The 26043-nt window shown below is 59.1% G+C and carries 23 protein-coding genes; 14 read left to right on the plus strand and 9 right to left on the minus strand.

The window, feature by feature from the left end; genetic code table 11:
• Window positions 1-2: 2 nt before the first annotated feature.
• The 11 genes from murD (at window position 3) to mutT (ending at window position 13721) form a co-directional block, all read left to right on the plus strand.
• Window positions 3-1286 carry a UDP-N-acetylmuramoyl-L-alanine--D-glutamate ligase gene (gene murD / locus G5193_RS17695; protein WP_421206673.1) on the plus strand — a complete coding sequence of 428 codons (1284 nt, stop codon included), beginning with the start codon at window positions 3-5 and terminating at the stop codon, window positions 1284-1286.
• Complete coding sequence (ftsW, locus tag G5193_RS17700; protein ID WP_005341699.1) at window positions 1283-2464, plus strand: cell division protein FtsW; 1182 nt, start codon at window positions 1283-1285, stop codon at window positions 2462-2464. Before murD ends, ftsW begins: the two co-directional genes overlap by 4 nt.
• The gene (murG, locus tag G5193_RS17705) at window positions 2464-3546 is read left to right on the plus strand and encodes an undecaprenyldiphospho-muramoylpentapeptide beta-N-acetylglucosaminyltransferase (RefSeq protein WP_216952208.1); all 1083 of its coding nucleotides are present in this window, start codon (window positions 2464-2466) and stop codon (window positions 3544-3546) included. Before ftsW ends, murG begins: the two co-directional genes overlap by 1 nt.
• Window positions 3547-3657: 111 nt before the next feature.
• Window positions 3658-5112, plus strand: coding sequence for a UDP-N-acetylmuramate--L-alanine ligase (murC, locus tag G5193_RS17710; RefSeq protein WP_216952207.1), 1455 nt, complete (start codon window positions 3658-3660; stop codon window positions 5110-5112).
• Between the two features lie 97 nt (window positions 5113-5209).
• Window positions 5210-5962, plus strand: a complete 753-nt coding sequence (locus G5193_RS17715) for a cell division protein FtsQ/DivIB (RefSeq protein ID WP_216952206.1) — start codon at window positions 5210-5212, stop codon at window positions 5960-5962.
• Window positions 5943-7202 (plus strand): cell division protein FtsA, encoded by a 1260-nt coding sequence (gene ftsA / locus G5193_RS17720; protein WP_005336148.1) that lies wholly within the window; start codon window positions 5943-5945, stop codon window positions 7200-7202. Before G5193_RS17715 ends, ftsA begins: the two co-directional genes overlap by 20 nt.
• A 39-nt stretch (window positions 7203-7241) precedes the next feature.
• Complete coding sequence (gene ftsZ, locus G5193_RS17725; protein ID WP_005336147.1) at window positions 7242-8393, plus strand: cell division protein FtsZ; 1152 nt, start codon at window positions 7242-7244, stop codon at window positions 8391-8393.
• A 99-nt stretch (window positions 8394-8492) separates the two neighbouring features.
• Window positions 8493-9416, plus strand: coding sequence for a UDP-3-O-acyl-N-acetylglucosamine deacetylase (gene lpxC, locus G5193_RS17730; protein WP_005336146.1), 924 nt, complete (start codon window positions 8493-8495; stop codon window positions 9414-9416).
• A gap of 140 nt (window positions 9417-9556) precedes the next feature.
• On the plus strand, window positions 9557-10462 hold the full coding sequence (locus G5193_RS17735; protein WP_421206675.1) for a peptidoglycan DD-metalloendopeptidase family protein: 906 nt from the start codon (window positions 9557-9559) through the stop codon (window positions 10460-10462).
• A 59-nt stretch (window positions 10463-10521) separates the two neighbouring features.
• Complete coding sequence (gene secA / locus G5193_RS17740) at window positions 10522-13242, plus strand: preprotein translocase subunit SecA (protein ID WP_267528810.1); 2721 nt, start codon at window positions 10522-10524, stop codon at window positions 13240-13242.
• Between the two features lie 74 nt (window positions 13243-13316).
• The gene (gene mutT / locus G5193_RS17745; protein WP_019444787.1) at window positions 13317-13721 is read left to right on the plus strand and encodes an 8-oxo-dGTP diphosphatase MutT; all 405 of its coding nucleotides are present in this window, start codon (window positions 13317-13319) and stop codon (window positions 13719-13721) included.
• A 77-nt stretch (window positions 13722-13798) separates the two neighbouring features.
• On the opposite strand, the gene yacG is transcribed toward mutT, so the two are convergent.
• The 9 genes from yacG to G5193_RS17790 form a co-directional block, all read right to left on the minus strand.
• Window positions 13799-13993, minus strand: coding sequence for a DNA gyrase inhibitor YacG (yacG, locus tag G5193_RS17750; RefSeq protein WP_005336142.1), 195 nt, complete (start codon window positions 13991-13993; stop codon window positions 13799-13801).
• A 9-nt stretch (window positions 13994-14002) separates the two neighbouring features.
• Window positions 14003-14725 carry a cell division protein ZapD gene (gene zapD, locus G5193_RS17755; RefSeq protein ID WP_005336141.1) on the minus strand — a complete coding sequence of 241 codons (723 nt, stop codon included), beginning with the start codon at window positions 14723-14725 and terminating at the stop codon, window positions 14003-14005.
• 37 nt (window positions 14726-14762) lie between these two features.
• Window positions 14763-15377 carry a dephospho-CoA kinase gene (coaE, locus tag G5193_RS17760; RefSeq protein ID WP_421206678.1) on the minus strand — a complete coding sequence of 205 codons (615 nt, stop codon included), beginning with the start codon at window positions 15375-15377 and terminating at the stop codon, window positions 14763-14765.
• A gap of 14 nt (window positions 15378-15391) precedes the next feature.
• The gene (locus tag G5193_RS17765; RefSeq protein WP_227341826.1) at window positions 15392-16264 is read right to left on the minus strand and encodes a prepilin peptidase; all 873 of its coding nucleotides are present in this window, start codon (window positions 16262-16264) and stop codon (window positions 15392-15394) included.
• 60 nt (window positions 16265-16324) lie between these two features.
• Entirely contained in the window at window positions 16325-17566 is a 1242-nt protein-coding gene (locus G5193_RS17770) for a type II secretion system F family protein (RefSeq protein WP_227341827.1), read from the minus strand.
• 129 nt (window positions 17567-17695) lie between these two features.
• Window positions 17696-19402: a PilB family type IVa pilus assembly ATPase TapB gene (tapB, locus tag G5193_RS17775; RefSeq protein ID WP_216952199.1), complete on the minus strand. Its 1707-nt coding sequence runs from the start codon at window positions 19400-19402 to the stop codon at window positions 17696-17698.
• Between the two features lie 6 nt (window positions 19403-19408).
• Complete coding sequence (gene tapA / locus G5193_RS17780; protein ID WP_421206680.1) at window positions 19409-19873, minus strand: type IVa pilus major pilin TapA; 465 nt, start codon at window positions 19871-19873, stop codon at window positions 19409-19411.
• A 314-nt stretch (window positions 19874-20187) separates the two neighbouring features.
• On the minus strand, window positions 20188-21051 hold the full coding sequence (gene nadC, locus G5193_RS17785; protein ID WP_421206682.1) for a carboxylating nicotinate-nucleotide diphosphorylase: 864 nt from the start codon (window positions 21049-21051) through the stop codon (window positions 20188-20190).
• Between the two features lie 3 nt (window positions 21052-21054).
• Window positions 21055-21525, minus strand: coding sequence for a retropepsin-like aspartic protease family protein (locus G5193_RS17790; RefSeq protein WP_005336129.1), 471 nt, complete (start codon window positions 21523-21525; stop codon window positions 21055-21057).
• Between the two features lie 130 nt (window positions 21526-21655).
• Between G5193_RS17790 and ampD the strand changes: the two genes are divergently transcribed.
• The 3 genes from ampD (at window position 21656) to aceE (ending at window position 26014) form a co-directional block, all read left to right on the plus strand.
• The gene (ampD, locus tag G5193_RS17795; RefSeq protein WP_374810653.1) at window positions 21656-22231 is read left to right on the plus strand and encodes a 1,6-anhydro-N-acetylmuramyl-L-alanine amidase AmpD; all 576 of its coding nucleotides are present in this window, start codon (window positions 21656-21658) and stop codon (window positions 22229-22231) included.
• A 278-nt stretch (window positions 22232-22509) separates the two neighbouring features.
• Window positions 22510-23274: a pyruvate dehydrogenase complex transcriptional repressor PdhR gene (pdhR, locus tag G5193_RS17800; protein WP_005336127.1), complete on the plus strand. Its 765-nt coding sequence runs from the start codon at window positions 22510-22512 to the stop codon at window positions 23272-23274.
• A gap of 79 nt (window positions 23275-23353) precedes the next feature.
• On the plus strand, window positions 23354-26014 hold the full coding sequence (gene aceE, locus G5193_RS17805) for a pyruvate dehydrogenase (acetyl-transferring), homodimeric type (RefSeq protein ID WP_270905385.1): 2661 nt from the start codon (window positions 23354-23356) through the stop codon (window positions 26012-26014).
• Window positions 26015-26043: the final 29 nt, after the last annotated feature.

Consider the following 26043-nt stretch of genomic DNA (forward strand, 5'->3'; position numbering starts at 1 on the left):
CCATGGTCATCGTTATCGGACTCGGCAAAACCGGACTCTCCTGCGTCGACTACTTCCTCGGCCGTGGTGTCACCCCACTGGTGATGGACACTCGCGCCAACCCGCCCGGCAAGGATCAACTACCTGCCGAGGTGGAACTCATTTACGGGCTGGATGGTGAGCGACTCAAACAGGCGCATATGATCGTCGCGAGCCCGGGCATTGCCCTGGCTACCCCTGAATTGAAAGCGGCTGCCGAATGTGGTGTGCAGATCGTCGGCGATATCGAGTTGTTCGTTCGCGAGACCGAGACACCGGTCATCGCCATCACAGGTTCCAATGGCAAGAGCACTGTCACGACCCTGGTGGGTGAGATGATTGCCGAAGCCGGGCTCAAGGTGGGCGTGGGCGGCAATATCGGTACGCCTGCGCTGGAGCTGCTCAAGCAGCCGATGGATCTCTGCGTACTGGAGCTATCCAGCTTCCAGTTGGAGACCACTCACAGCCTGCGTGCTGCCGCCTCTGTGGTGCTGAACCTCTCTGAAGATCACATGGATCGCTATCAGGGTATGGCCGACTACCGTGCCGCCAAGATGGAGATCCATCAGCACTCCAAACACATTCTGGTCAATCGCGACGATCCCCAGACTTTGCCCGATGTGGGTCAGGTGTGGCAGAGCTTCGGTCTTGACTGCAATGGCTATGGCCGCTGCCTGCTGGATGGCCGCTACTGGTTGACCCTGCACGGCGAGCCGCTGCTGGCGGTGGACGAGATGAAGATCGTCGGTGCCCACAATCAGGCCAACGCGCTGGCCGCCATGGCGCTGTGCGATGCGGTCGGCATTCCCCGCGCTGCCCAGCTCACCGTGCTGCGCCGCTTTGAAGGCTTGCCCCACCGTGCCCGTTTCGTGCGCGAAGTGAACGGGGTGCGCTGGATCAACGACTCCAAAGCCACCAACGTGGGAGCTACGCTAGCTGCCGTTGCCGGTGTGCGCGAGTCGGTCAAGGGGCGCCTGTTGCTGCTGGCCGGTGGTCAGGGCAAGGGGCAGGATTTTGGCCCGATCCAGGTGCTGCTGGGCAACCAGATCGATCACATGTACTGCTTCGGTCAGGATGCCGAGGTGCTGCTGGCGCTGGGTGAGCAGACCGAACGGGTGGCCGACCTGGCCGCTGCGGTTGCCAAGGCGGCTGCCGATGCCAAGCCCGGTGACTGGGTGCTGCTGGCGCCAGCCTGTGCCAGCCTCGATCAGTTCAAGTCGTTCGAGGTGCGTGGCGATCGCTTTACCGAGATGGTGATGGCGCTATGAATGCCCTTCGCGCAGCCGCAGGTCTGTTCCAGCGCTGGCTATTGCCGGCGCGCCCTGCCGGCCTCTATGACCGGCAGTTGGTGTTGCTGGCGCTCTCCCTGATGGCGGTCGGGGTGGTGATCGTGGCATCAGCCTCGATCCCGGAGGGGATCTCCCTGGGGGATGATCCCTTCATGTTTGTGAAGCGTCACGCCATGTTTCTGGTGATGGCGCTCGGTATCTCCTGGTTTGTGTTGCAGGTGCCGATGGCGCGCTGGCAGGAGTACAACGGACCCATGCTGTTGCTGGCCATTCTGCTGCTGGTACTGGTGCTGGTGGTCGGGCGCAATGTCAACGGTGCGGTGCGCTGGCTGCCACTGGGCCCCTTCAACCTGCAGCCGGCCGAGTTTGGCAAGCTGGCCCTATTCGTCTATCTGGCCGGTTATCTGGTGCGGCGTCAGAACGAGGTGCGTGAAGCCTGGCTTGGCTTCCTGAAGCCCTTGGCAGTATTCGGGGTGTTGGCGATCCTGTTGCTGCTGCAACCGGATCTGGGGTCGACCGTGGTGATGTTCGTCACCTCGTTCGGCATGCTGTTTCTGGCTGGCGCCAAACTGTGGCAGTTCATGATCCTTATCGGTGGCGGTCTTGGTGGGGTGATCATGCTGATCATCGTCGAGCCATACCGGATGCGTCGGGTGACCTCTTTTATGGATCCCTGGGCCGATCCGTTTGGCAGTGGCTACCAGTTGACCCAGTCGCTGATGGCGTTTGGCCGTGGCAGCTGGTTTGGCGAAGGGCTCGGCAACTCCATCCAGAAGATGGAGTACCTGCCGGAAGCGCATACCGACTTCGTGTTTGCGATCCTCGGCGAAGAGCTGGGTTACGTTGGGGTACTGGGCGCCCTGTGTCTCATCTTTGCGTTGGCGATCAAGGCGTTGAAGCTGGGGCATCGCGCCCTGCAAGCCGACCGCCTCTATGATGGCTATCTGGCTATCGGTATCGGCATCTGGTTCAGTTTCCAGACTTTCGTCAACGTTGGCGCAGCCAGCGGCATGATGCCGACCAAGGGGTTGACCCTGCCGCTGGTCAGTTACGGCGGCTCGAGTCTCATCATCATGACAGTGGCGGTGAGCATGTTGATTCGAATCGATTTTGAGTTGCGTCAGGCGACTGCCCAGGCGCGGGTGCGGGAGGTTTAGTGAGCAAGACGCTGTTGGTGATGGCAGGTGGTACCGGGGGGCATGTCTTTCCCGGTCTGGCCGTGGCCGATCGACTGAGGGAGCAGGGCTGGACTGTCCACTGGCTGGGGACGGCGGACCGGATGGAGGCGGAGCTGGTGCCCGCCCATGGTTATCCCATCTCCTTCATCGATATTCAGGGGGTGCGTGGCAACGGCATCAAGCGACTGCTGATGGCGCCCTATCGCATCGTCAAATCAATCTTGCAGGCGCGTCAGGTGCTCAAGACTGTTCGCCCGGATGTGGTGCTCGGTATGGGGGGCTTTGCCTCCGGTCCGGGGGGAGTGGCTGCCTGGTTCTCCGGCATCCCGTTGCTGCTCCATGAGCAGAATGCTGCTGCAGGCATGACCAACAAGCTGCTGGCGCGTATTGCCAAGCGGGTGCTGATGGCATTTCCGGGCGCCTTCGCGCCGAGCCGCCGTACCGCCGTGGTAGGCAATCCGGTGCGTCCCGAAGTGGTCGCCCTGCCGGATCCGCAGCTTCGCAGCGAAGCCGAGCCGCTGCATCTGCTGATCGTCGGTGGCAGCCTGGGTGCCCGGGTGCTCAACCAGCAGGTACCCGCTGCGGTGGCGGCGGCTGGTGTGCCTATCGAGGTGCGTCACCAGTGTGGCAAGGGCAATGCCGAGACAGTGTCTGCTGCCTATGCCCAGCACGGCATCAATGCCGAGGTGAGTGAATTTATCAAGGATATGGCCGGCGCCTATGCCTGGGCCGATCTGGTTGTCTGCCGGGCGGGAGCCCTGACGGTATCCGAGGTGGCCGCCGCCGGGGTGGCAGCCATTTTCGTCCCGCTGCCCCATGCAGTGGATGATCACCAGACCCGTAACGCTCTGACTCTGGTCGACGGTGGTGCGGCCGAATTCCTGCCCCAGTCCGAGCTGACCACCACCTCGCTGGCGGCGCGCCTCTCCTGGCTGGCTGGCCGCAGGGAGACCCTGTTTAGCATGGCTCAGGCCGCCCGTCGCGTTGCCATTACCGATGCGGCCGAGCGGGTTGCTGATGAGTGCAAGCGGCTCGCCAGTGGGCAGAGTGGTAAAGATTAATGAGCAAGGTTGCAGTGGTGACTCCGTGCAGCCTTGTACCTGTATGTATTGATGCCGCTGTGCAGCCGAGCTTTGACGGTACATGGCCTGCGGCAGACTAAAGAGATGATTATGACCAAGGTTGAACTGGCAAAACTGCGTACTGTTATCCCCGAAATGCGCCGCGTGCGTCGCATCCATTTTATCGGTATCGGTGGTGCCGGTATGGGCGGGATCGCCGAAGTACTTGCCAACGAAGGGTATCAGGTAACGGGTTCTGATCTGGCTCGCAATGCGGTGACCGAGCGGCTTGAGGCTCTGGGCGCCCATATCTTTACTGGCCACAACGCCGAGCACGTCAACGGCGCCAGCGTGGTGGTGGTTTCTACTGCCATCAAGCAGGACAACCCGGAGTTGCTGGCTGCCCGCGAACTGCGGATCCCGGTAGTACGGCGTGCTGAGATGCTGGCCGAGCTGATGCGTTTCCGGCACGGTATCGCCATTGCCGGTACCCACGGCAAGACCACCACCACCAGTCTGGTGGCGAGCATCTATGCCGAAGCCGATCGCGACCCGACCTTCGTCATCGGTGGCCTGCTCAACAGTGCCGGCACCAATGCCCGCTTGGGAAGCAGCCGCTACCTGATTGCCGAAGCGGACGAGAGCGACGCCTCTTTCCTGCATCTGCAACCGATGGTCTCTATCGTGACCAACATCGAAGCGGATCACATGGACACCTACGGCGGTGACTTCTCCAGGCTGAAGGCCACCTTCATCGAGTTTCTGCACAATCTGCCCTTCTACGGACTGGCGGTGGTCTGCATCGATGATCCGGTGATCCGTGGCATGTTGCCGGAGATTGCCCGCCCGACCCTGACCTACGGTCTCTCTGAAGACGCTGACGTGCAGGTACTGGATTTTGTCCAGACCAACAACCACAGCCGCTTCCGGGTGCGCCGCAAAGAGGCGGGTGAACTGCAGGTCACCCTTAATTTGCCGGGCATTCACAACGCCTTGAACGCCGCCGCGGCGATTGCTGTCGCGACGGAAGACGGTGTCAGCGACGAGGCCATCATCTCTGCGCTGGCCAAGTTTGAAGGTGTCGGCCGTCGCTTCCAGCAGTATGGCGAGTTCGAAACTGGTCGTGGCAAGGCGATGCTGGTGGACGATTACGGCCACCACCCGAGCGAAGTGAAGGTCACTATCAATGCCGCCCGTGCCGGTTGGCCCGAGAAGCGTCTGGTGATGGTGTTCCAGCCGCACCGTTATACCCGCACCCGCGACCTCTACGAGGACTTCGCCGATGTGCTCTCCAAGGTAGACGTGCTGGTGATGCTGGAGGTTTATGCTGCCGGTGAGGAGCCGATCCCGGGCGCTGATGGACGGGCACTGTGCCGCTCCATTCGCTCGCGCGGCAACCTGGAACCCATCTTCGTCGCTACACCGGATGACGTGCCAGCCGTGCTGGCCGACCTGATTGGCGAGGGGGATTTGGTGCTGACTCAAGGCGCCGGGAACGTCGGGGCACTGGCCCGTCGTCTTGGCGAGATGAAATTGAGCATAGATAGCATGAAATCTGGTGCCTGAGGGCCCAATGAGTATTTTGACCGCCAAGCCGGGGCCTATATAATGGCGAACCGGTCTGTCAAAGGCCGGTTTAGCGCGTTACACGGGGATCGAACGGGTGGAGGCAAGGGCACAGGGGCGCACCAAGGGTGGCTTCATCGCAGGGGTGATGTTTTTCCTGCTGGTGATATGGGGCTGCTACCGGACGGCGCTGGATGTTAAAGATTGGCTGACGGATGCCAATCGGTTGCCCATGAGCGAATTGTTGCTGCAAGGGCAACATCAGTATCTGGAGACGGAGGAGCTGCGGTTAGCGGTACTGGATGGTGCCGAATTACGCAACTTCTTCGAGTTGGATGTCAATGAATTGCAGGCAAGGCTCAATGCCTTGCCATGGGTGGCCTCGGTATCGGTACGCAAGAAGTGGCCGAACAAGATCAAGGTCTACCTGACGGAACAGGACGTAGCGGCGCGCTGGAACGGCAACCGCTTCGTCAACACCAAGGGCAAGGTGTTCAGCGCCCCGGATCGGGTCAAGACGCCGCTGATGCAGTTGTCGGGGCCGGATGACCAGGCCGCCATGGTGTTGAAAGAGAGTCGGCAGTACGAGTCGCAACTGGCTGCCAAGGGATACAAGTTGCTGGGAGTGAATCTGACTCCCCGCCATGCCTGGGAGCTGACCCTGGATGGCAATATCAAGCTGTTTCTGGGTCGCAACGACATAGCGCTCAGGTTGCAGCGATTTATCGATGCCTTCCCGGTTATCGAACCCCGTTCGCAGGTTGCGTATGTGGATCTTCGATACGATACCGGTGTGGCAGTTGGCTGGAAGAAGAGCGAAGAGAAAGTGCATGACCAACACCGCAGATAGGAATTTGATTGTCGGACTGGATATCGGCACAACCAAGGTGGCGGTTCTGGTCGGGGAAGTATTGCCGGACGGTGAGCTGAACGTCATCGGTATGGGCAGTCACGCCTCCCGCGGGATGGAGAAGGGTGGGGTCAACGATCTCGACTCCGTGGTCAAGTCATTGCGCCGTGCGGTGGAAGAGGCCGAGATGATGGCCGACTGCCAGATCAGCTCGGTTTATCTGGGTTTGTCCGGCAAGCATATCGACTGCCGCAACGAGACCGGCATGGTGCCCATCTCCGATGAGGAGGTGACCCAGGAGGATGTGGACAACGTGATCCACACCGCCAAGTCGGTTCGCCTCTCCGACGAGCTGCGTGTGCTGCACGTGCTGCCCCAGGAGTTTGCGATCGACTATCAGGAAGGGATCAAGAATCCGGTCGGCCTCTCCGGCGTGCGGATGGCGGCCAAGGTTCACCTGATCACCTGCCACAACGACATGGCTCGCAACATCGAGAAGTGTGTGGAGAAGGTCGGTTTGCGCGTGGATCAACTGATCTTCTCCGCGCTGGCCTCCAGCTATGCCGTATTGACCGAAGACGAGAAAGAGCTGGGTGTCTGCGTGGTGGATATCGGTGGCGGTACCATGGATATGTCGCTGTTTACCGGCGGTGCCCTGCGCCACACCAAGGTGATCCCGTATGCTGGCAGCACTGTGACCAGCGACATCGCCTACGCCTTCGGCACGCCGCCGCTCGACGCGGAAGCGATCAAGGTGCGTTACGGTTGCGCCCTCGGTCGTCTGGTCAGCAAGGAAGACAATATTGAAGTACCCAGTGTCGGTGGTCGCCCGGCGCGCAGCCTGCAACGGCAGACACTGGCTGAAGTGATTGAGCCCCGTTACACCGAGTTGCTCTCCATGGTGAATGATGAGCTGGTGCGGGTACAAAGCGAGTTGAAAGCGCAGGGGGTCAAGCATCAGCTGGCAGCCGGTGTGGTCTTGACCGGCGGCGCTGCCCAGATTGAAGGTATTGTGGAGTGTGCAGAGCAGATCTTCCAGAGCCAGGTCCGGGTGGGAGAGCCCATGAACATACGTGGTTTGAGTGATTACGTGCAGGCACCGGTGTACTCGACTGCGGTCGGGTTGCTGCAATATGGCCGCACCCATCAAGCCACAGGTAGCAACAAAGAATATGCCGCCAAGGCAAGCGTCGGTGGCCTGGTCAAACGGGTTAGCAACTGGCTGCGTGGCGAGTTCTAAGAATTTTGCTGAGTCAGGCAAATAAAGCGGAGAGACAACATGTTTGAATTTATGGATAGCCACACTGACGAAGCCGTCATTAAAGTGATCGGTGTAGGTGGCGGCGGCGGTAACGCTGTCGAGCACATGGTTCGTCAAAATATTGAGGGTGTTGAGTTCATTACCGTCAACACCGATGCCCAGGCACTGCGTAACTCCAGCGCCAACACTACCCTGCAGATCGGCGGTGGCATCACCAAGGGTCTGGGTGCCGGCGCCAATCCGGAAGTGGGTCGTGATGCGGCCATGGAAGATCGCGAAGCACTGCGTGAGCTGCTGACCGGTTCCGACATGGTGTTCATCGCCGCCGGTATGGGTGGTGGTACCGGTACCGGTGCTGCGCCGATCGTGGCCGAAGTGGCCCGCGAGATGGGCATCCTGACCGTTGCTGTGGTGACCAAGCCGTTCTCCTTTGAAGGGAAGAAGCGGATGGGCTTCGCTGCGCACGGTATCGAAGAGCTCTCCAAAAATGTTGACTCCCTGATCACCATCCCCAACGACAAGTTGCTGAAGGTGCTGGGTCGCGGTATCTCCCTGCTGGATGCCTTCAAGGCGGCCAACGATGTACTGCTTGGCGCGGTACAGGGCATTGCCGAGCTGATCACCCGTCCGGGTTTGATCAACGTCGACTTCGCGGACGTGCGTACCGTGATGCGTGAAATGGGTACCGCCATGATGGGTACCGGTTCCGCCTCTGGTGATGACCGTGCCGAAGAAGCGGCCGAGAAAGCCATCTCCAGCCCGCTGCTGGAAGATGTGGATCTGGCCGGTGCCCGTGGCATCCTGGTCAACATCACCGCCGGTATGGACATGACCATCGAAGAGTTCGAAACCGTGGGTAACGCGGTCAAGGCCTTCGCTTCCGAGAACGCCACTGTAGTTGTGGGTACCGTAATCGATCCGGAAATGCACGACGAACTGCGTGTGACCGTGGTTGCTACCGGTATCGGTGCCGAGCGCAAGCCGGACATCACTTTGGTCAAGAGCAGCCAGGTGCAAGAGCGCCCGGTGCGTCAGCCGCTGGTTAGCGACATGATGCAAGGCCGCGTGATGGATGAAGCCCCGGCCAAGGTGGTCAACGCCGAGCCGCAAGCTCGTCGTGAACCGGATTACCTGGATATTCCGGCGTTCCTGCGCAAGCAAGCTGACTAAGCCTCTTATGGCCCTCGTTTGTTTGTTGTTCAAGGAATGTGCTAAGATGGCCTGCCAACGACCATCTGGTCCGGATTTTAAGCTGTTTAGGGTACACCCATGATTAGACAAAGAACCTTGAAAACGAGTGTACAGGCGACTGGTGTCGGCCTGCATTCGGGCCGGAAAGTCACCATGACGTTCCGTCCGGCGCCTGTGAACACAGGAATCGTTTACTTGCGTACCGACCTGAATCCTGTGGTGGAGCTGCCAGCCAATGCCGATCAGGTGCGCGATACCGTGCTCTGTACCGCTCTGGTCAACGAAGCCGGTGTCCGTGTCTCTACCATTGAGCACCTCTCCGCCGCGTTGGCCGGGATGGGGATCGACAACCTCTATGTCGAGGTTGACGCGCCCGAGATCCCGGTGATGGACGGCAGTGCGCATCCCTTTATCTACCTGCTGCAGGAAGTCGGGATCCGTGAGCAGAATGCTGCCAAGCAGTTTGTGCGGATCAAGAAGAGCATCCGGGTTGAAGACGGCGACAAGTGGGCGGAATTCCACCCCTATCGCAACGGCTTCAAGATGGATCTCGAGATCGATTTCCAGCATCCGGTCTTTGAAGGGCGCAATCAGCGTTGCGTACTGGACTTCTCCGGTGCCTCCTTCGTGAAAGAGATCAGCCGTGCCCGTACCTTTGGGTTCATGCGCGATATCGAGTACCTGCGTTCCCAGAACCTGGCGCTGGGCGGAAGCCTGGAAAACGCCGTGGTACTGGACGATTATCGAGTGCTGAACGAAGACGGTTTGCGTTATGAGGACGAGTTCGTCAAGCACAAGATGCTGGACGCGATCGGTGACCTCTATATGTGTAACCGCAGCATCATCGGTGAGTTCCGTGCCTACAAGACCGGACATGCCCTGAACAACAAGCTGCTGCGTGCCTTGCTGGCCGAGCAGGAGGCTTGGGAACTGGTGACCTTCGAGGGTGAGGGCGACAAAGCGCCTATCGCTTACTACGATAACGGTCTGGTTCTGGCCTGATAGCTGTGCAACGGAACGTCGGTCCTCTCTCCGCACCGACGTTCCGTCATTTGTTTACTCCATCCTTTAATACCGATTATCTCCCGGTTTTATTTCCCGTGCAGGCTCCTGGCCGCACCTGACCGAGCAGACTGATTTCTATGAGCATTACCCTGATCCTCCACGGCAAGCAGCGACGCAAGTTGCACCTGCCCAAACAACGTCTGGCATGGGTCGGCGGTATTGTTTTCTCCCTGTTGGCCCTTGGTGGTGGCTGGCTCTGGCAGAGTTGGCACCAGAAAATGGAGGCGCTGGAAGTAGCGCTGGCCATGGCCGAACAGCGCTCCGCCGAGCAGAGCGGTGATGAAGCGCGCGAACAGCTGGCCATGTTGGCTGCTCAGGTGGGCACCATGCAGGGGCAGCTGGGTCGTATCAATGCCCTTGGCGAGCGACTGACCGAACAGGCCGACCTCGATCCCGACGAGTTCAATTTCAAAGAGCTGCCCCCCATGGGCGGTCCCTCTTACGATGAAGATCTGGAAGTGAGCCTCAACGAGCTGCAGGCCTCGATGAAACACCTCAGCCAGCAGCTCAGCAGCCGCGAAGAGCAGCTGTCGGTACTTGAATCTTTCATCATGAATCACCATATCACCGATGCCGGTTTTATTTCCGGCACGCCAGTCAAACAGGAACGAGTTTGGGTCTCGTCCGGGTTTGGTGGACGGGTCGATCCGTTCAACGGGCGTGCCAAGATGCACAAAGGGGTCGATTTCCGTGGCAAACCCGGAACCCCGATTCTGGCCACCGGGCCCGGCATTGTCAGCTGGGCGGGCCGTCATCCGGAATTTGGCAATATGGTGGAGATTAATCACGGCAATGGCCTGGTCACCCGCTATGCCCACAACTCCAGGTTGCTGGTCGAGGTGGGCACCCTGGTTGATCAGGGTCAGAAGATTGCCTTGATGGGACGCACCGGTCGCGCGACCGGGGTCCACCTGCATTACGAAGTGTTGAAAGATGGTCGTCAGGTCAACCCCGCACGCTTTCTCAGTGCCAGACGGGGTTAGGTTTTTTTCTTCAGGTTCCAGTGACGGAACGCTTTTATAACCAGAAATAGTTGGTACCCATGATTAGCACACTGCTTACCAAGATTATCGGCAGCCGGAACGACAGAACGCTCAAGGCTTTGCGCAAAATTGTAAAACAGATCAATGCCATGGAGCCGCAGTTCGAGGCTCTTTCCGATGCCGAGTTGCAGGCCAAAACGGCTGAATATCGTCAGCGTATCGAGCAGGGTGAGACCCTGGAGCAGTTGCTGCCGGAAGCGTTCGCGACCGTGCGTGAAGCCTCCAAGCGGGTGTTCGGCATGCGTCACTTCGACGTGCAGCTGATCGGCGGCATGGTGCTGAACTCCAACCGTATCGCGGAAATGAAAACCGGTGAAGGTAAGACTCTTACGGCGACTTTGCCAGCTTATCTGAACGCCCTGAGCGGCCGTGGTGTGCACGTGGTAACGGTAAACGACTATTTGGCCAAGCGTGATGCGGAGGCTAACCGCCCGCTGTTCGCCTTCCTCGGCATGACCGTCGACTGCAACGTGCCCGGTATGGATGCGTCCCAGAAGCGTGACGCCTACGCCGCCGACATCACCTACGGTACCAACAACGAATTCGGTTTCGACTACCTGCGCGACAACATGGCATTCTCGCCGGAGCAGCGCGTACAGCGTCCGCTCAACTACGCGCTGGTGGATGAGGTGGACTCGGTGCTTATCGATGAAGCCCGGACTCCGCTCATCATCTCCGGCCCGGCCGAAGACAGCTCCGAGCTCTATATTCGCGTCAACAAGCTGATCCCGCTGCTGGTCAAGCAAGACAAGGAAGATACCGAAGAGTACACCGGTGACGGTCACTACACGGTGGACGAGAAGAACCGTCAGGCCCTGCTGACCGAAAACGGTCAGATCTTCGTGGAAGAGCTGCTCAAGAAAGAGGGGCTGCTGGACGAGAACGACTCCCTGTTCTCCGCCTCCAACATCAGCCTGCTGCACCACGTCAATGCGGGTCTGCGTGCTCACACCCTGTTCGAGCGCAACGTCGACTACATCGTCCAGAAAGACGAAATCGTCATCGTCGATGAGCACACCGGTCGTACCATGCCGGGTCGTCGCTGGTCTGATGGTCTGCATCAGGCCGTTGAAGCGAAGGAAGGGGTGAAGATCCAGAACGAGAACCAGACGCTGGCATCCATCACCTTCCAGAACTACTTCCGTCTCTACAACAAGCTGGCGGGCATGACCGGTACTGCGGATACCGAAGCCTTTGAATTCCAGCAGATTTATGGCCTGGATACCGTGGTTATCCCGACCAATAAGCCGATGGTGCGCAAGGACATGGGCGATCTGGTCTACCTGACCGCCAACGAGAAGTATGCCGCCATCATCGAAGATATCCGTCAGTGTGTGGCCAAGGGCCAGCCTGTACTGGTCGGTACCGTCTCTATCGAGAACTCCGAGCTGCTCTCCGGCATCCTGACCAAAGAGAAGATCCCGCACAAGGTGCTGAACGCCAAGTTCCACGCCATGGAAGCGGAGATCGTTGCCCAGGCCGGTCAGACAGGCGCGGTCACCATCGCCACCAACATGGCCGGTCGTGGTACCGACATCGTGTTGGGCGGTAACTGGCAGGCAGAGATTGCCAAGCTGGAGAACCCGACCAGCGAGCAGATTGCCGAGCTGAAAGCCGCCTGGCAGGTGCGTCACGATGCGGTGCTGGCCGCCGGTGGTCTGCACATTATCGGCACCGAGCGTCACGAATCCCGTCGTATCGATAACCAGCTGCGCGGCCGTTCCGGTCGTCAGGGTGACCCGGGCTCTTCCCGTTTCTACCTCTCCATGGAAGATACCCTGATGCGGATCTTCGCCTCCGATCGCGTGACCGGCATGATGAAGAAGCTGGGCATGGAAGAGGGCGAAGCCATCGAGCACCCGTGGGTCACCAAGGCGATCGAAAACGCCCAGCGCAAGGTGGAAGGTCGCAACTTCGACATCCGCAAGAGCTTGCTGGAGTTTGATGACGTTGCCAACGACCAGCGCAAGGTGGTCTACGAGCAGCGCAACGAGCTGCTGGATACCAACGACATCTCCGATACCATCCACGTTATCCGTGACGACGTCTACGGCGCGGTGATCGACGAATACATCCCGCCCCAGTCTCTGGAAGAGATGTGGGACGTGCCGGGTCTGGAAGCACGCCTGAAGGCGGACTTCGCGCTGGATCTGCCGCTGCAACAGTGGCTGGCAGAAGATGACAAGCTGTACGAAGAGAAGCTGCGTGAGCGCATTCTGGACGAAGCCACCAAGCTCTATGCCCACAAGGAGGAGCTGGTTGGCAAAGAGGTGCTGCGCAACTTCGAGAAAGCGGTGATGCTGCAAACCCTGGATGGCCTCTGGAAAGAGCATCTGGCGGCCATGGATCACCTGCGTCAGGGCATTCATCTGCGCGGTTACGCCCAGAAGAACCCCAAGCAGGAGTACAAGCGCGAATCCTTCGATCTGTTTACCCAGATGCTGGAAACCCTCAAGCGCGACGTGGTCAGCATCCTGAGCCGTGTTCAGGTGCAGGAGCGCGATGTGGAAGCGATGGAAGAGCAGCAGCGCCAGCAGGCGGAAGCCGCTCCCCGCACCTATACCCACGCCGCTGCCGAGAGCCAGCTGGCCGATGAACAGGCCGCAGGCGAAGAGGGTCACACCACCTTCGTACGTGACGAGCAGAAGGTCGGTCGCAACGATCCCTGCCCGTGCGGCTCCGGCAAGAAGTACAAGCACTGCCACGGCCAGTTGACCTGATCGACGCTATGCCATAACAGGCGGGCCAAGTGCCCGCCTTGTTATTGGTGGCAACAAGCGAACAGAGGTAATTGATGGAACAGAAAAAACGGATCTGGGTGGCGGTTGGCGTCATCGAGAATGAACGGGGCGATATCTTCATCGCCAGACGCTCCTCCGATCGTCATCAGGGGGATCGCTGGGAGTTTCCCGGTGGCAAGGTGGAGTCCGGTGAGGATCTGCTGACTGCGCTGGATCGGGAGCTGTGGGAAGAGATCGGTATTCGGGTTTTGGACTGTGCCCCCTTTATGGAACTGCAGCACGACTACCCCGAGAAGCAGGTATTGCTGGATATCTGGAAGGTGACCCGTTTCAGCGGTGAGCCGTTCGGCAAAGAGGGGCAGGAGTGTCTGTGGGTGCCGGTGGCCGAGCTGCACAACTACCACTTCCCCGATGCCAATGGCCCGATTGTAGCGCGGCTACAGGGTCTGCTGGCTTGAGCCGGTAGTAATCAACCAACATCAAAAAAGGGCCAATCGGCCCTTTTTTGATATTGCGGAGGTAGGTGATCTGGGGCTTATAGCCACTGATCGCCCTCTTCCGGTTCCGGCAGCAGATCTGGGTTGATCTCCCCCGGGATCCGCTTCTCTTCATCGGCCCATTCGCCGAGATCGATCAGCTGGCAGCGCTTGCTGCAGAAGGGGCGGAACGGGCTCTGCGGGCCCCATTCCACTTCACTCTGACAGGTCGGACACTTTACCTTGGTGACCATAAGCCCTCCTTAGCAGCAGGCGAGCTGGAACGGCACGTCGCCAATCGGCTGTTCTGCGGTGGGCAGAAAGCGCAGGGCGAAGCGGTTCTTGTGGCCGCTCAGAGTCGGGTAGCAGAACAGATTGCCCGGCAGCTTGATGCGGATCAGCTCGGCGCTCTCGGCGGTGTCCTGGAAGAAACCGTTGCTGGCAACCTGCTCACTGAAGCTGCCTGATTCACGCCACAGGCGCAGCAGGAGCGTGATGGCATTCATCAGCAGGTTAATATCGCTCAGCCAGCCCTGCATCTGCTGGTGACGGGTGATGGCCGGGGTGCCGAGCCAGTGGTGCAGCTGCGGCACATCGAAGGCACACAGACCACCCGGGATGGAGAAGCGCTGGCGGATGGAGCCGAGCAGACGATCCTCTTTCAGGCGGGCACCCGGGCGTGGCGAATTGAGCAGGTTGCGGGAGAGCTGGCTGCTCTCTTGCTGCATCAGTTTGATCTGCTCCAGATCGACATCGGGCAGGCTGGCCCAGTGGCTCAGACGCTGGCCGAGACGCTCCAGATCCTTGATGAGGTCGGCGCGCAGGTCACCACGCTCCAGCAACTCCTGCAGATCGAACAGCCCCTTGAAGAAGGCGATATGTGCCCAGGATTGTTCACTCTCCAGATTGTCGCGGATCTGGGAAAACAGGGACTCCAGACGAAGATAGGTCCGGCTTTTTTCATTGAGGGGGAAATCGTAAATCATGCCTAATCCTGGCCAGCCATAAACCGGCCTAGTGTACTCACACTTGGCGGCCTTGTTGAGAGGCAAATGCCAGATATGTCTCGTGCAGTGCCAAAATCCGCGTTTTTATCGCCATTTCGCTGCCATTGGCGTTCTCGATGACATCATCCGCCGCAGCTAGCCGTTCTTTCCGGCTGGCTTGTGCTGCGATGATGGCTCTGGCCTGCTCGGTGCTGACGCCATCACGACGGCAGGTGCGCTCAATCTGGGTCGCTTCGTCCACATCGATCACCAGCACCCGGTCGGCGAGGCCGGTGAGTTTGTTCTCCACCAGCAGCGGCACCACCAGCAGGCAGTAAGGAGAACTGGCTGCGGCACACTGGCGCAGCATTTCACTGCGAATCAGCGGATGGAGCAGTGCATTGAGCCACTCCTTGGCCTGCGGGTCGCTGAAGACCCGCTCGCGCAGGGTGCGACGGTCGAGTTGACCGCTCGGCTCAATCACATCCGGGCCAAAATGGTCGGCGATGGTGGCAAGGGCCGGGGTGCCCGGCTCTACGACCTCGCGGGCGATCACATCGGCATCCACCACCTCGATACCCAGTTCGGCAAACTGATTGGCGATGGTGGTCTTGCCACTGCCGATACCACCGGTAATAGCAACTACATACATGGGGGGCCTCTTGCTCAAAGCAGGGTAGAGAGATACCAGTTGGTGATGGTATCGCCCCACAGCAGGGCAATCCAGCCCGCGATGGCGAGGTAGGGGCCGAAGGGGATGGGCTTGCCCTGATGGTGTTTGTGCAAGGCGATCAGGCTGATGCCGATCACGGCGCCGACCAGGGATGAGAGCAGCAATATGATCGGCAGCGCCTGCCAGCCGAGCCAGGCACCCAGCGCTGCCAGCAGCTTGAAGTCGCCATAGCCCATCCCCTCCTTGCCGGTGAGCAGCTTGAAGGCCCAGTAGAGGCTCCAGAGCACCAGATAGCCGACCATGGCGCCAATCACGGCATCCGCCAGCGGTACGAAGCCACCTGCCAGATTGAACAGCAGACCGCCCCACAGCAGGGGCAGGGTGAGCTGATCTGGCAGCAACATCTTGTCGAGATCGATAAAGGTGAGGGCCACCAATACCCAAGTCAGCAGCAGGGCGGCCAGTGTGCCCCAGCCCGGCGTTATGACCATGGCAACGGCCACCGAGAGCAGGGCTGTTATCAGCTCTACCAGCGGATAGCGGGCCGAGATGGGCGCCTGACAGTCGCGGCAACGCCCCTTGAGCCAGAGCCAGCTCATCAGCGGAATGTTCTCGATGGCGGTAATGGGGTGACCACAGTGAGGACATGCGGAGCGCGGTACCATCAGGTTGTAGCGCTCTGGTGCGATGGCCTCTTCGTCGGGGGAGAAGTAGCTGCGATACTCGGCCTGCCACTCTCGCTCCAGCATGATGGGCAGGCGGTGGATCACTACGTTAAGGAAGCTGCCGATCATCAGGGAGAAGAGAAAAACCAGCGAAAAAAAGATCCATGGCAAGCCGTGAGCCAGCTCGAGAAGAAGTGTCATAACCAACCGTCAGTTATTGAATGAGTGAAGGGCATGGCTTTGGCTCCATGCCCTGATGAATCAACCCACCACGTCGCCAAGTTTGAAAATGGGCAGGTACATGGCGATAACCATGCCGCCGACCAGCACCCCGAGCACCACCATGATGAGGGGTTCCAGCAGGCTGGTAAGGCCATCGACCAGGTCGTCCACCTCTTGCTCGAAGATGGTGGCAACCTTGGAGAGCATATCATCAATGGCACCGGACTCCTCGCCGATCATCACCATCTGGATCACCATGTCCGGGAAGAGATCGACGGTGCGCATTGCCACGTTGATCTGCATACCGGCCACCACCTCGTTGCGAATGGCCATAACGGCGGTGCGATAGACATAGTTGCCGGAGGCACCGGCCGCCGAGATGAGTGCATCCACCAGCGGGATACCGGCCGAGAAAGTGGTTGAGAGTGTGCGGGCAAAGCGGGCCATGGCCGCCTTGTGCAGGATCATACCGACCACCGGGATGGTGAGCACAAACTTGTCGGTATTGTCCCTTACCTTCTGGGAGGCGCGCCAGGCGCGTACATAGAGGAAAATGGCGAGCGCAGCTCCGCCGAAGAAGACATACCACCAGTTCTGCATAAAGCGTGAGATACCGATGACAAACTGGGTGAACACCGGCAGCTCGGCGCCAAAGCTCTTGAAGATATCCTCGAACTGGGGGATGACGAACAGCAGCAGGATGGAAGTCACCACTATGGCCACCAGAATAACCATGGTGGGATAGAACATGGCCTTCTTGATCTTCGACTTGAGCGCTTCCGACTTTTCCCGATAGGTGGCGATACGGTCGTAGATGGTCTCCAGCGCACCGGATTGCTCCCCCGCCTCAACCAGATCGCAGTAGAGATCGTCAAAATGGCGGGGATGGCGGCGCAACGCCTCCGACATGGGGGTCCCGGTCTCAACATCGGAGGCGATCTCACCCATCAGCTCGCGCATGGCGGCTTTCTCGTGGCTGCGGGCGATGATCTGCAGGCTTTGCACCAGCGGTACGCCAGCGGAGAGCATGGTGGTGATCTGGCGGGAGATAATCGCGATATCCATCGGCTTGATCTTGGCGCCGCCCTTGGAGAAGAGCCCCTGGGATTTTTTGGCCACCTTGGTGACGTTTACCCCCTGCTTGCGCAGCTCCGCCTTGACGGTATTGATGCTGTCAGCCTGCAGCTCGCCGGAGACCTTCTGCCCCTTGCGATTGACCCCGTGCCAGCGGAAGGCGAAGACTTTTTTCGGGGTGTTGTTCTTTTTCGTTAGGGTTGCCATCTTTGCATCCTGCAATTGGGCGGATGGTCAGGGAGCCCCTGAACCATCTGACCTGATAAATATCCTCAAACGGCTTGGCACCATCTGGTCGCTTGCTGGTAGATCATCTTGCTCGCATCTTGGCGAGGTTTAATTGGTGGTGACCCGGTTGACCTCGGCCAGGCTGGTGACACCGAGCCGTGCCTTCTCCAGTCCCGAGGTGCGCAGGGTGCGCATGCCCTCTTTCTGGGCAATCGCCGCAATTTGCAGGGAGTTGGCCCCCTGCATGATCAATTTTGCGATATTTTCCGACATTAGCATGATTTCGTAGATGCCGACTCGCCCCTTGTAGCCACCGGAACACTCCTTGCAACCAACCGGTTTGAACAGTCGCAAGCCGGCTGCCAGCTGCTGCGGGGTAAAACCCAGCTCCAGCAGCTCGGCTTCCGGCACCACCTCCGGCGCCTTGCAGTGGTCACACAGCTTGCGGGCCAGCCGTTGGGCCATGATCAGGGTGACCGAAGAGGCGATATTGAAGGCGGGCACCCCCATGTTCATCATCCGGGTCAGGGTTTCGGCAGCCGAGTTGGTATGCAGGGTCGAGAGCACCAAGTGGCCGGTCTGGGCCGCCTTGATGGCGATCTCGGCGGTTTCGAGATCCCGTATCTCCCCCACCATCACCACATCCGGATCTTGCCGCAAGAAGGAGCGCAGGGCGCTGGCGAAGGTGAGCCCCGCCTTGGGGTTGACCTGCACCTGATTGACGCCCGGCAGGTTGATCTCCACCGGATCTTCGGCGGTGGAGATGTTTACCTCGGTGGTGTTGAGAATATTGAGGCCAGTATAGAGCGAGACCGTCTTGCCCGAGCCGGTGGGGCCGGTGACCAGTATCATCCCCTGCGGTTTCGAGAGGGCGCGCAGGTACTGTGCCTTCTGGCGGTCGTCAAAGCCAAGCTGCTCGATATTGAGGCGGGCCGCCGAGGAGTCGAGCAGACGGATAACGATCTTCTCCCCCCACATGGTGGGCAGGGTGTTGACCCGCATATCCATCGACTTGTTGCGCGACAGCTTCAATTTGATGCGGCCATCCTGCGGCAGCCGCCGCTCGGCGATATCGAGCCGCGCCATCACCTTGAGGCGGGCAGAGAAGCGGTTGGCCAGATTGACTGGCGGGGTAGCGATTTCGTGCAGAATCCCGTCGATGCGAAAGCGCACCCGATACTTGAATTCGTAAGGCTCGAAGTGCAGGTCGGAGGCGCCGCGCTTGATGGCATCCATCAGGATCTTGTTGATGTACTTGACGATGGGGGCATCGTCATCGGCGGTATTGACGCTCTCGTCGAGCCGGCTGCTCTCGTCGCTTACCTCGAGGTCGGAGATCTCGGCCTCGTCGATATCCTCCATGCCGAGGGCGTCGTTTTCGCTCTCCAGCAGCTTGCCGATGGCGGCGGTGAGCTTGTTCTCCTCCACCAGCAGCGCCTCGGTATGGAGCCCGAAGCTGAAGCCGAAGTCCTCAAGGGCCGACACATTGGTCGGATCCGACATGGCGATATAGAGGGTGTGGCCCTGGGTATAGATGGGCAGGACGTGGTGCTTCTCAATCAGTTTCTGATTGAGGTACTTCTGCGGGATCTCGGCCAAATCGAAGGCGGCAAGATCCAGCAGAGGTACCCCATACTCCAGCTCGCAAAAATCGGCGAGCGCTTTGCTGTCGAGGATGTCGTTTTCAATCAGAAAGGTCACAAAGGGTTTGCGCTGGGCCTTGGCCTGGCTCAGATAGCGCTGGGAATCCTCTTCACTGATCAGTGAAGAGGCGGCCAGGCTTAACGCCAGGCCGCTATTAGGGCTAGAGGTCATTAGTTATTAGCAGATACCAGCTGCTACGCATGTACCAACAGACCCGCTGGGGTTTGCAGCCCAGTTAATTTTTCCGGAAGCTACAGTTGGAACAAGAATGTAGGTTTCACCTTTAAGGCCGTTTACGGGGGCCGCCGAGGTGCCAACAGCTGTTGCGGTTATCGCATTGGTTGTGTCACTAACTGTAATGGTTGCAACATTTCCATTGGCTGCCGATACGTTCGCAGGTACCCCATTTGTACCCGCATCACAAGTACTCAGGGTTCCATCTGCTGCACCAGTTGTTTGGGCACAGATCTCAATTGCTGTTTTGTAAGCTCCGGTAGCAGATACCACTTCGGTAAAACGAGCTTTGGTTGTGTAGGTCTGATACGCCGGCAGCGCGACGGCGGCCAGAATGGCCACGATCGCGACCACGATCATCAATTCAATAAGGGTAAAGCCTGATTGTTTCTTCATTTTACTGTTCATGGAAAATATCCTTTTATCCTTGGTTCCTGGGAAGTGCCGGTGGAAAATCATCTGCACGTCAGTATCTTATCCGAGCTGTCAGGGGTGGCAACAGAGATTGTCCATTTTGTTAATCACACTTCTTTCATTTAGCAAAAACTTGATGCGTGTCATAAAAGAAGTGGCCTCCTATGACTCTTTCTGTGGCCGGATTAGGGTCCGTCTGTACACTCCTTTGCCGAGGGATCCTGCATAAAGAAAAGGCGCCTCTGGCGCCTTTTGCAAGTTGTTTGTCCGGTTATATCGAGTGTTTGCTCAAGCCTTTGGGGGGCGTCTCACGGTTGGATAAAGCGCATGGAGAGATCGAGTGCCCGTACATGCTTGGTGAGCGCCCCGACAGAGATAAAATCGACGCCGGTGGCGGCAAACTCGGCCAGAGTATCCAGCGTCACATTGCCGGAGACCTCCAGCTTGGCGCGGCCCTGATTGATGGCGACCGCTTCCCGCATCATGGTCACGTCGAAGTTGTCGAGCATCACGATATCGGCCTTTGCCGCCAGCGCCTGTTCCAGTTCTGCCAGTGATTCCACTTCCACCTCCACCGGTTTGCCCGGATTGAGCCGACGAGCCTCGCTAATTGCCTCGGCGATGCCGCCACAGGCGAGGATATGGTTCTCTTTGATGAGATAGGCGTCGTAGAGGCCGATGCGGTGATTCTTGCCGCCGCCGCAGGTAACCGCGTACTTCTGGGCGGTGCGCAGCCCGGGGATGGTCTTGCGGGTGTCGAGCAGTCGGCAGTCGGTGCCCTCCAGCTCTGCCACATAGCGAGCGGTGAGGGTGGCGACGCCTGAGAGGGTCTGGACAAAGTTCAGCGCATTGCGCTCGCCGGTCAGCAGCAGGCGGGCAGGGCCGTGGAGGCGGAACAGCTCCTGATTGGGGGAGAGCACCTCCCCATCCTGCACCTTCCACTCCACCTTCACGTCGCCGCCGAGTTGTACGAACACTTCATCCACCCATGGCTGGCCGCAGAACACACCGGCCTCACGGGTGATGACCCGGGCGCTGGCCATCCGATCCGCCGGGATCAGCTGGGCGGTGATATCGGCACTGGCGTCCGGTTGGTCCAGCGTGGTGAGGGCATCGCCCAGATCTTCGAGTAGTGCGGCGCGCACGGCGCGGCTGACATCCTGTTGAAACATGCCTTATTCCTGCAAGGGTCTGAGCAGCAGTTGCCGCTCCTTTTGAACCAGCTCCAGCCGACCGAGGGCGTTCATGCCAACCAGCACTTCGTCACCGTCTGCCGCCGGATTGATAAAGATGGCCAGATCGTACAAGGTCAATGGCCCCATCGCCAGCGTTTCGATGGTGCCGTTGCCGACCCGGATCTGCCCCGCAGCGGTATTGACCTGGCTGCTGCCATAAGCTGTCAGGCCGAGGCGCTCGGCAACCTGTTGCGGGATGGTGATGCGTGTAGCGCCGGTATCGAGCAGCAGTTGCACCGGTTGGCCGTTGATGGCACCCTCCAGACGATAGTGGCCACTCTGGTCGGCCCGCAGCAACAGCTCGCCGCTGGCGGTGACGCTCGGTTGGTTGCGGGAGTGAAAATAGAGGGTCAGCAGGCCCATCAAAGAGAGCCAGGCCAGTAACCACATCCAGCGTGCCGTGTGCTGCATACCCCATCCATATCGAGCGGAAGATGACTCAGCCTAACATACCATTTCCCGTTGATTCAGTGAGTTGGTGTCGGGTTGCCTATCAGGTATCTTCGTTTTTTCGCCATTTAGCAGCCAACTCGAGTAGCCGATGACTCAACTCCCTTCGCAACCTTGTTTCTCTATCGATGCCGCTGGCTGGTGCCAGCAGGCGCGCCGGGTGCCTTCTCCCCATCACAACGAACGGGCAGCGCCGGATGACATCTCCCTGCTGGTGGTTCATGGCATCAGCCTGCCGCCTGGGGAGTTTGGCGGTCCCTTTATCGACGATCTCTTTATGGGACGACTCGACCCGGAGGCTCACCCCTATTTTGCCGGTATCCATCAGCTGCGGGTCTCGGCTCATTGCCTGATCCGCCGTGATGGCGAGCTGGTGCAGTATGTGCCGTTCGGCGAGCGTGCCTGGCATGCGGGAGTATCGAGCTGGCTGGGAAGGGAGGCATGCAATGACTTCTCCATTGGCATCGAGCTGGAAGGGACTGACGAAACCCCCTATACCGAGGCTCAATACCGGGCATTGGCAGGGCTCACTCGAGCTATTTCGGAGCGCTATCCGGCCATCACCCACGAAAAAATTGTCGGCCATTGCGATATCGCGCCAGGGCGCAAGACGGATCCCGGAGCCAGTTTCCAGTGGGATTACTACCGGCAACTACTAAACAGCTAAAGTAAACATTCAAATTTAGTTTGGATTTTAAAATCAATGGCTTGCCTATCTGGCAGGCCATTTTTGTCTCTGGTTGCGCAAATGTTATTTGTGAGCGAAGTCAAGAATATTGGTCAGACCATTTTCTATGAGCTAAATCATGTTTCCCCTGCTTTACCTCTTAAGTGGCAGGGCTGATTCTTGACTCAGATCATCTTTTGAGTGGACTTTTCAAAAGGCCTCTGCTAATTTTCGCCCCATCCATAAAATTGGTAATACCAATTTAACAAAGTAGCCTCATGCCCTATCGCAAGATTACGCAACCCAAGTTGGCCGACTCCATTGTCGCCGAGCTGGAACAGATGATTCTGGAAGGCAGCCTGCAGCCGGGACAGAAATTGCCTCCCGAGCGGGAACTCGCCATCCAGTTTCAGGTATCGCGCCCCTCCCTGCGCGAAGCCATCCAGCGACTGGAAGCGCGCGGATTGCTTTATCGCCGTCAGGGCGGCGGCACTTATGTGCAGAATGCCCTGAGCAAGGGGATCGCCGATCCTCTGTTCGAACTGCTCAGTACCCACCCGGAAGCCCAGTATGACCTGCTGGAGTTTCGCCACGCGCTGGAAGGCATCTGTGCCTACTACGCGGCCTTGCGGGGAACCGGGTCTGATTTCGAGCGTATTCGTCAGGTGCAAACCACTATCGAAGAGGCGGGCCAGCTGGGCTCGCTGGTGGCCGAATCGGCAGCCGTCACCCAGTTCTATCTGGCGGTGGCCGAGGCGTCCCACAACGTGGTGCTGCTGCACCTGCTGCGGGCCATGAGCCCGATGCTCGAACAGAACATTCTGCAGAATAACGAGATTTTGAATCGCCGCCCGGGAGTGGTAGCCAAGATACGTCGCCATCGCGCGAATCTGATCGAGGCTATTCTTTCGGGGGCTCCGGAGCGGGCCAGAACAGCTTGTCATGAGCATCTGGCCTTTATCGAGGACACCTTGTTGGATATGCAGAGGGAAGACAGCCGGATCCAGCGATCCATGCGTCGGATCCGTCAGCAGGAAAACTAATCCCACAAGGCTTTATTGTCGAATGCTTGCGCCCTTCGCCGTGCAATGCCGTGCAATCACAACAACATAGGAACCAGCCATGTCTGATATCCTGAAGAACGATGTGGACCCGATAGAAACGCTGGAGTGGCTTGCCTCTCTGGAATCCCTGCTGCGTGAAGAGGGTCCGCAACGCGCTCAGTTCATCCTTGAACAGTTGGCCGAGAAAGCCCGCGCAAGCGGTGTGGACGTGGCTGCCAAGGCAAATCGCGATTACATCAACACCATCCCGTCCAGCGATGAGCCGGACTACCCGGGTGACCTGGAGATGGAACGCCGCATTCGCGCCATCATCCGCTGGAACGCCATGATGATCGTGCTGCGCGCGTCCAAGAAAGACCTGGACCTGGGTGGTCACATGTCTTCCTTCGCTTCTTCTGCGACCATCTATGATGTCTGCTTCAACCACTTCTTCCGTGCTCGCAACGAGAAGGATGGTGGCGATCTGGTCTACTTCCAGGGTCACATTTCCCCGGGCATCTATGCTCGCGCCTTTGCTGAGGGTCGTCTGACCGAAGAGCAGCTGGACAACTTCCGTCAGGAAGTGGACGGCAAGGGTCTGCCTTCCTATCCGCACCCGAAACTGATGCCGGACTTCTGGCAGTTCCCGACCGTCTCCATGGGTCTGGGCCCCATCGCCGCCATCTATCAGGCTCGCTTCCTGAAGTACCTGACCGACCGTGGCATCAAGGATTGCTCCGAGCAGACCGTTTACGCCTTCCTGGGTGACGGCGAGATGGACGAGCCGGAAGCCAAAGGTGCCCTGACTGTTGCCGTGCGTGAAAAGCTCGACAACCTGGTGTTTGTGGTTAACTGCAACCTGCAGCGTCTGGATGGTCCGGTTGTCGGTAACGGCAAGGTCATCAACGAGCTGGAAGGCCTGTTCGCTGGCGCCGGTTGGGACGTGACCAAGGTGATCTGGGGTCGCAAGTGGGATGAGTTGCTGCGCAAGGATACTTCTGGCAAGCTGATCCAGCTGATGAACGAGACCGTGGACGGTGACTACCAGACCATGAAGTCCCGCGACGGTGGCTACATCCGCGAGCACTTCTTCAACCGTTATCCGGAAACTGCCGCGCTGGTCAAAGACATGACCGACGAGGAGATCTTCGCTCTGAACCGCGGTGGTCACGATCCTCGCAAACTGTTCGCCGCATTCAACAAGGCGACCCAGACCAAGGGCAAGCCGACCGTTATTCTGGCCAAGACCATCAAGGGTTACGGCATGGGTGAAGCGGCTGAAGGCAAGAACATCGCTCACCAGGTCAAGAAGATGGAGCTGGACTCCGTGCGTCACCTGCGTGACCGCTTCAACCTGCCGGTGGCCGACGAGCAGCTGGCCGATCTGCCGTACCTGAAGATCGAAGAGGGCAGTGAAGAGCACAAGTACCTGCATGCTCGTCGTGCAGCCCTGAAAGGCTATCTGCCGACCCGTCTGCGCGAAAGCACCACCAAGCTGGAAATCCCGGCGCTGGATGCCTTCGGCCCGCTGTTGGGCGAGCAAGCGCGCGAAATCTCCACCACCATGGCGTTCGTGCGTTCCCTGAACGTGATGCTGAAAGACAAGTCCATCGGCAAGCGCATCGTGCCGATCCTCGCTGACGAAGCCCGTACCTTCGGTATGGAAGGTCTGTTCCGCCAGATCGGTATCTACAGCCCGCACGGTCAGCAGTACACCCCGCAAGACCGCGACATCGTCTCCTACTACAAGGAAGACAAGCAGGGTCAGGTTCTGCAAGACGGTATCAATGAGCTGGGCGCCATGTCCTCCTGGCTGGCTGCTGCGACCTCTTACAGCACCAACGATTGCCCGATGATCCCGTTCTACATCTACTACTCCATGTTCGGCTTCCAGCGGATCGGCGACATGGCGTGGGCAGCCGGTGACCAGCAAGCCCGTGGCTTCCTGCTGGGTGCAACCTCCGGTCGTACTACCCTGAACGGCGAAGGTCTGCAGCACGAAGATGGTCACAGCCACATCCTGGCGAACACCATCCCGAACTGCATCTCCTACGACCCGTCCTATGCCTATGAAGTGGCGGTGATAGTACAGGACGGCCTGCGCCGCATGTACGGTGAGAACCCGGAGAACGTGTTCTACTACATCACCACCCTGAACGAGAACTACGCCATGCCGGCCATGCCGGAAGGCGCCGAGGAAGGCATCCGCAAGGGTATCTACAAGCTGGAATCCGTCGCCGGTGCCAAGGCGAAAGTTCAGCTGCTGGGTTGTGGTTCCATCCTGGGGCACGTGCGCAAGGCTGCCCAGATCCTGGCCAGCGAGTACGGCATCGGTTCCGACGTGTTCAGCGTCACCTCCTTCAACGAGCTGGCCCGTGACGGTCAGGACGCGGATCGCTGGAACATGCTGCACCCGACCTCTGAAGCGCGTGTTCCCTACATCGCTCAGGTACTGGGTTCCGAAGCCACCATCGCTGCGACCGACTACATGAAGTCCTTCGCCGATCAGGTTCGCGCCTTCGTTCCGACCGAGAACTACCGCGTGCTGGGTACCGACGGCTACGGCCGTTCCGACAGCCGTGCCAACCTGCGTCGTCACTTCGAAGTGAACGAGTTCTACGTGGTGGTTGCTGCTCTGACCGAACTGGCCAAGCGCGGCGAGGTAGACAAGCAGGTTGTGGCCGACGCCATCGCCAAGTACGGCATCGATGCCGACAAGGTCAACCCGCTGTACGCGTAAGTGGATCAAGGGTCGCGCCGTCATGCGGC

This window comes from Aeromonas sp. 601027 (assembly GCF_049174455.1).
GTDB classification, from domain to species: Bacteria; Pseudomonadota; Gammaproteobacteria; order Enterobacterales; family Aeromonadaceae; genus Aeromonas; species Aeromonas veronii_A.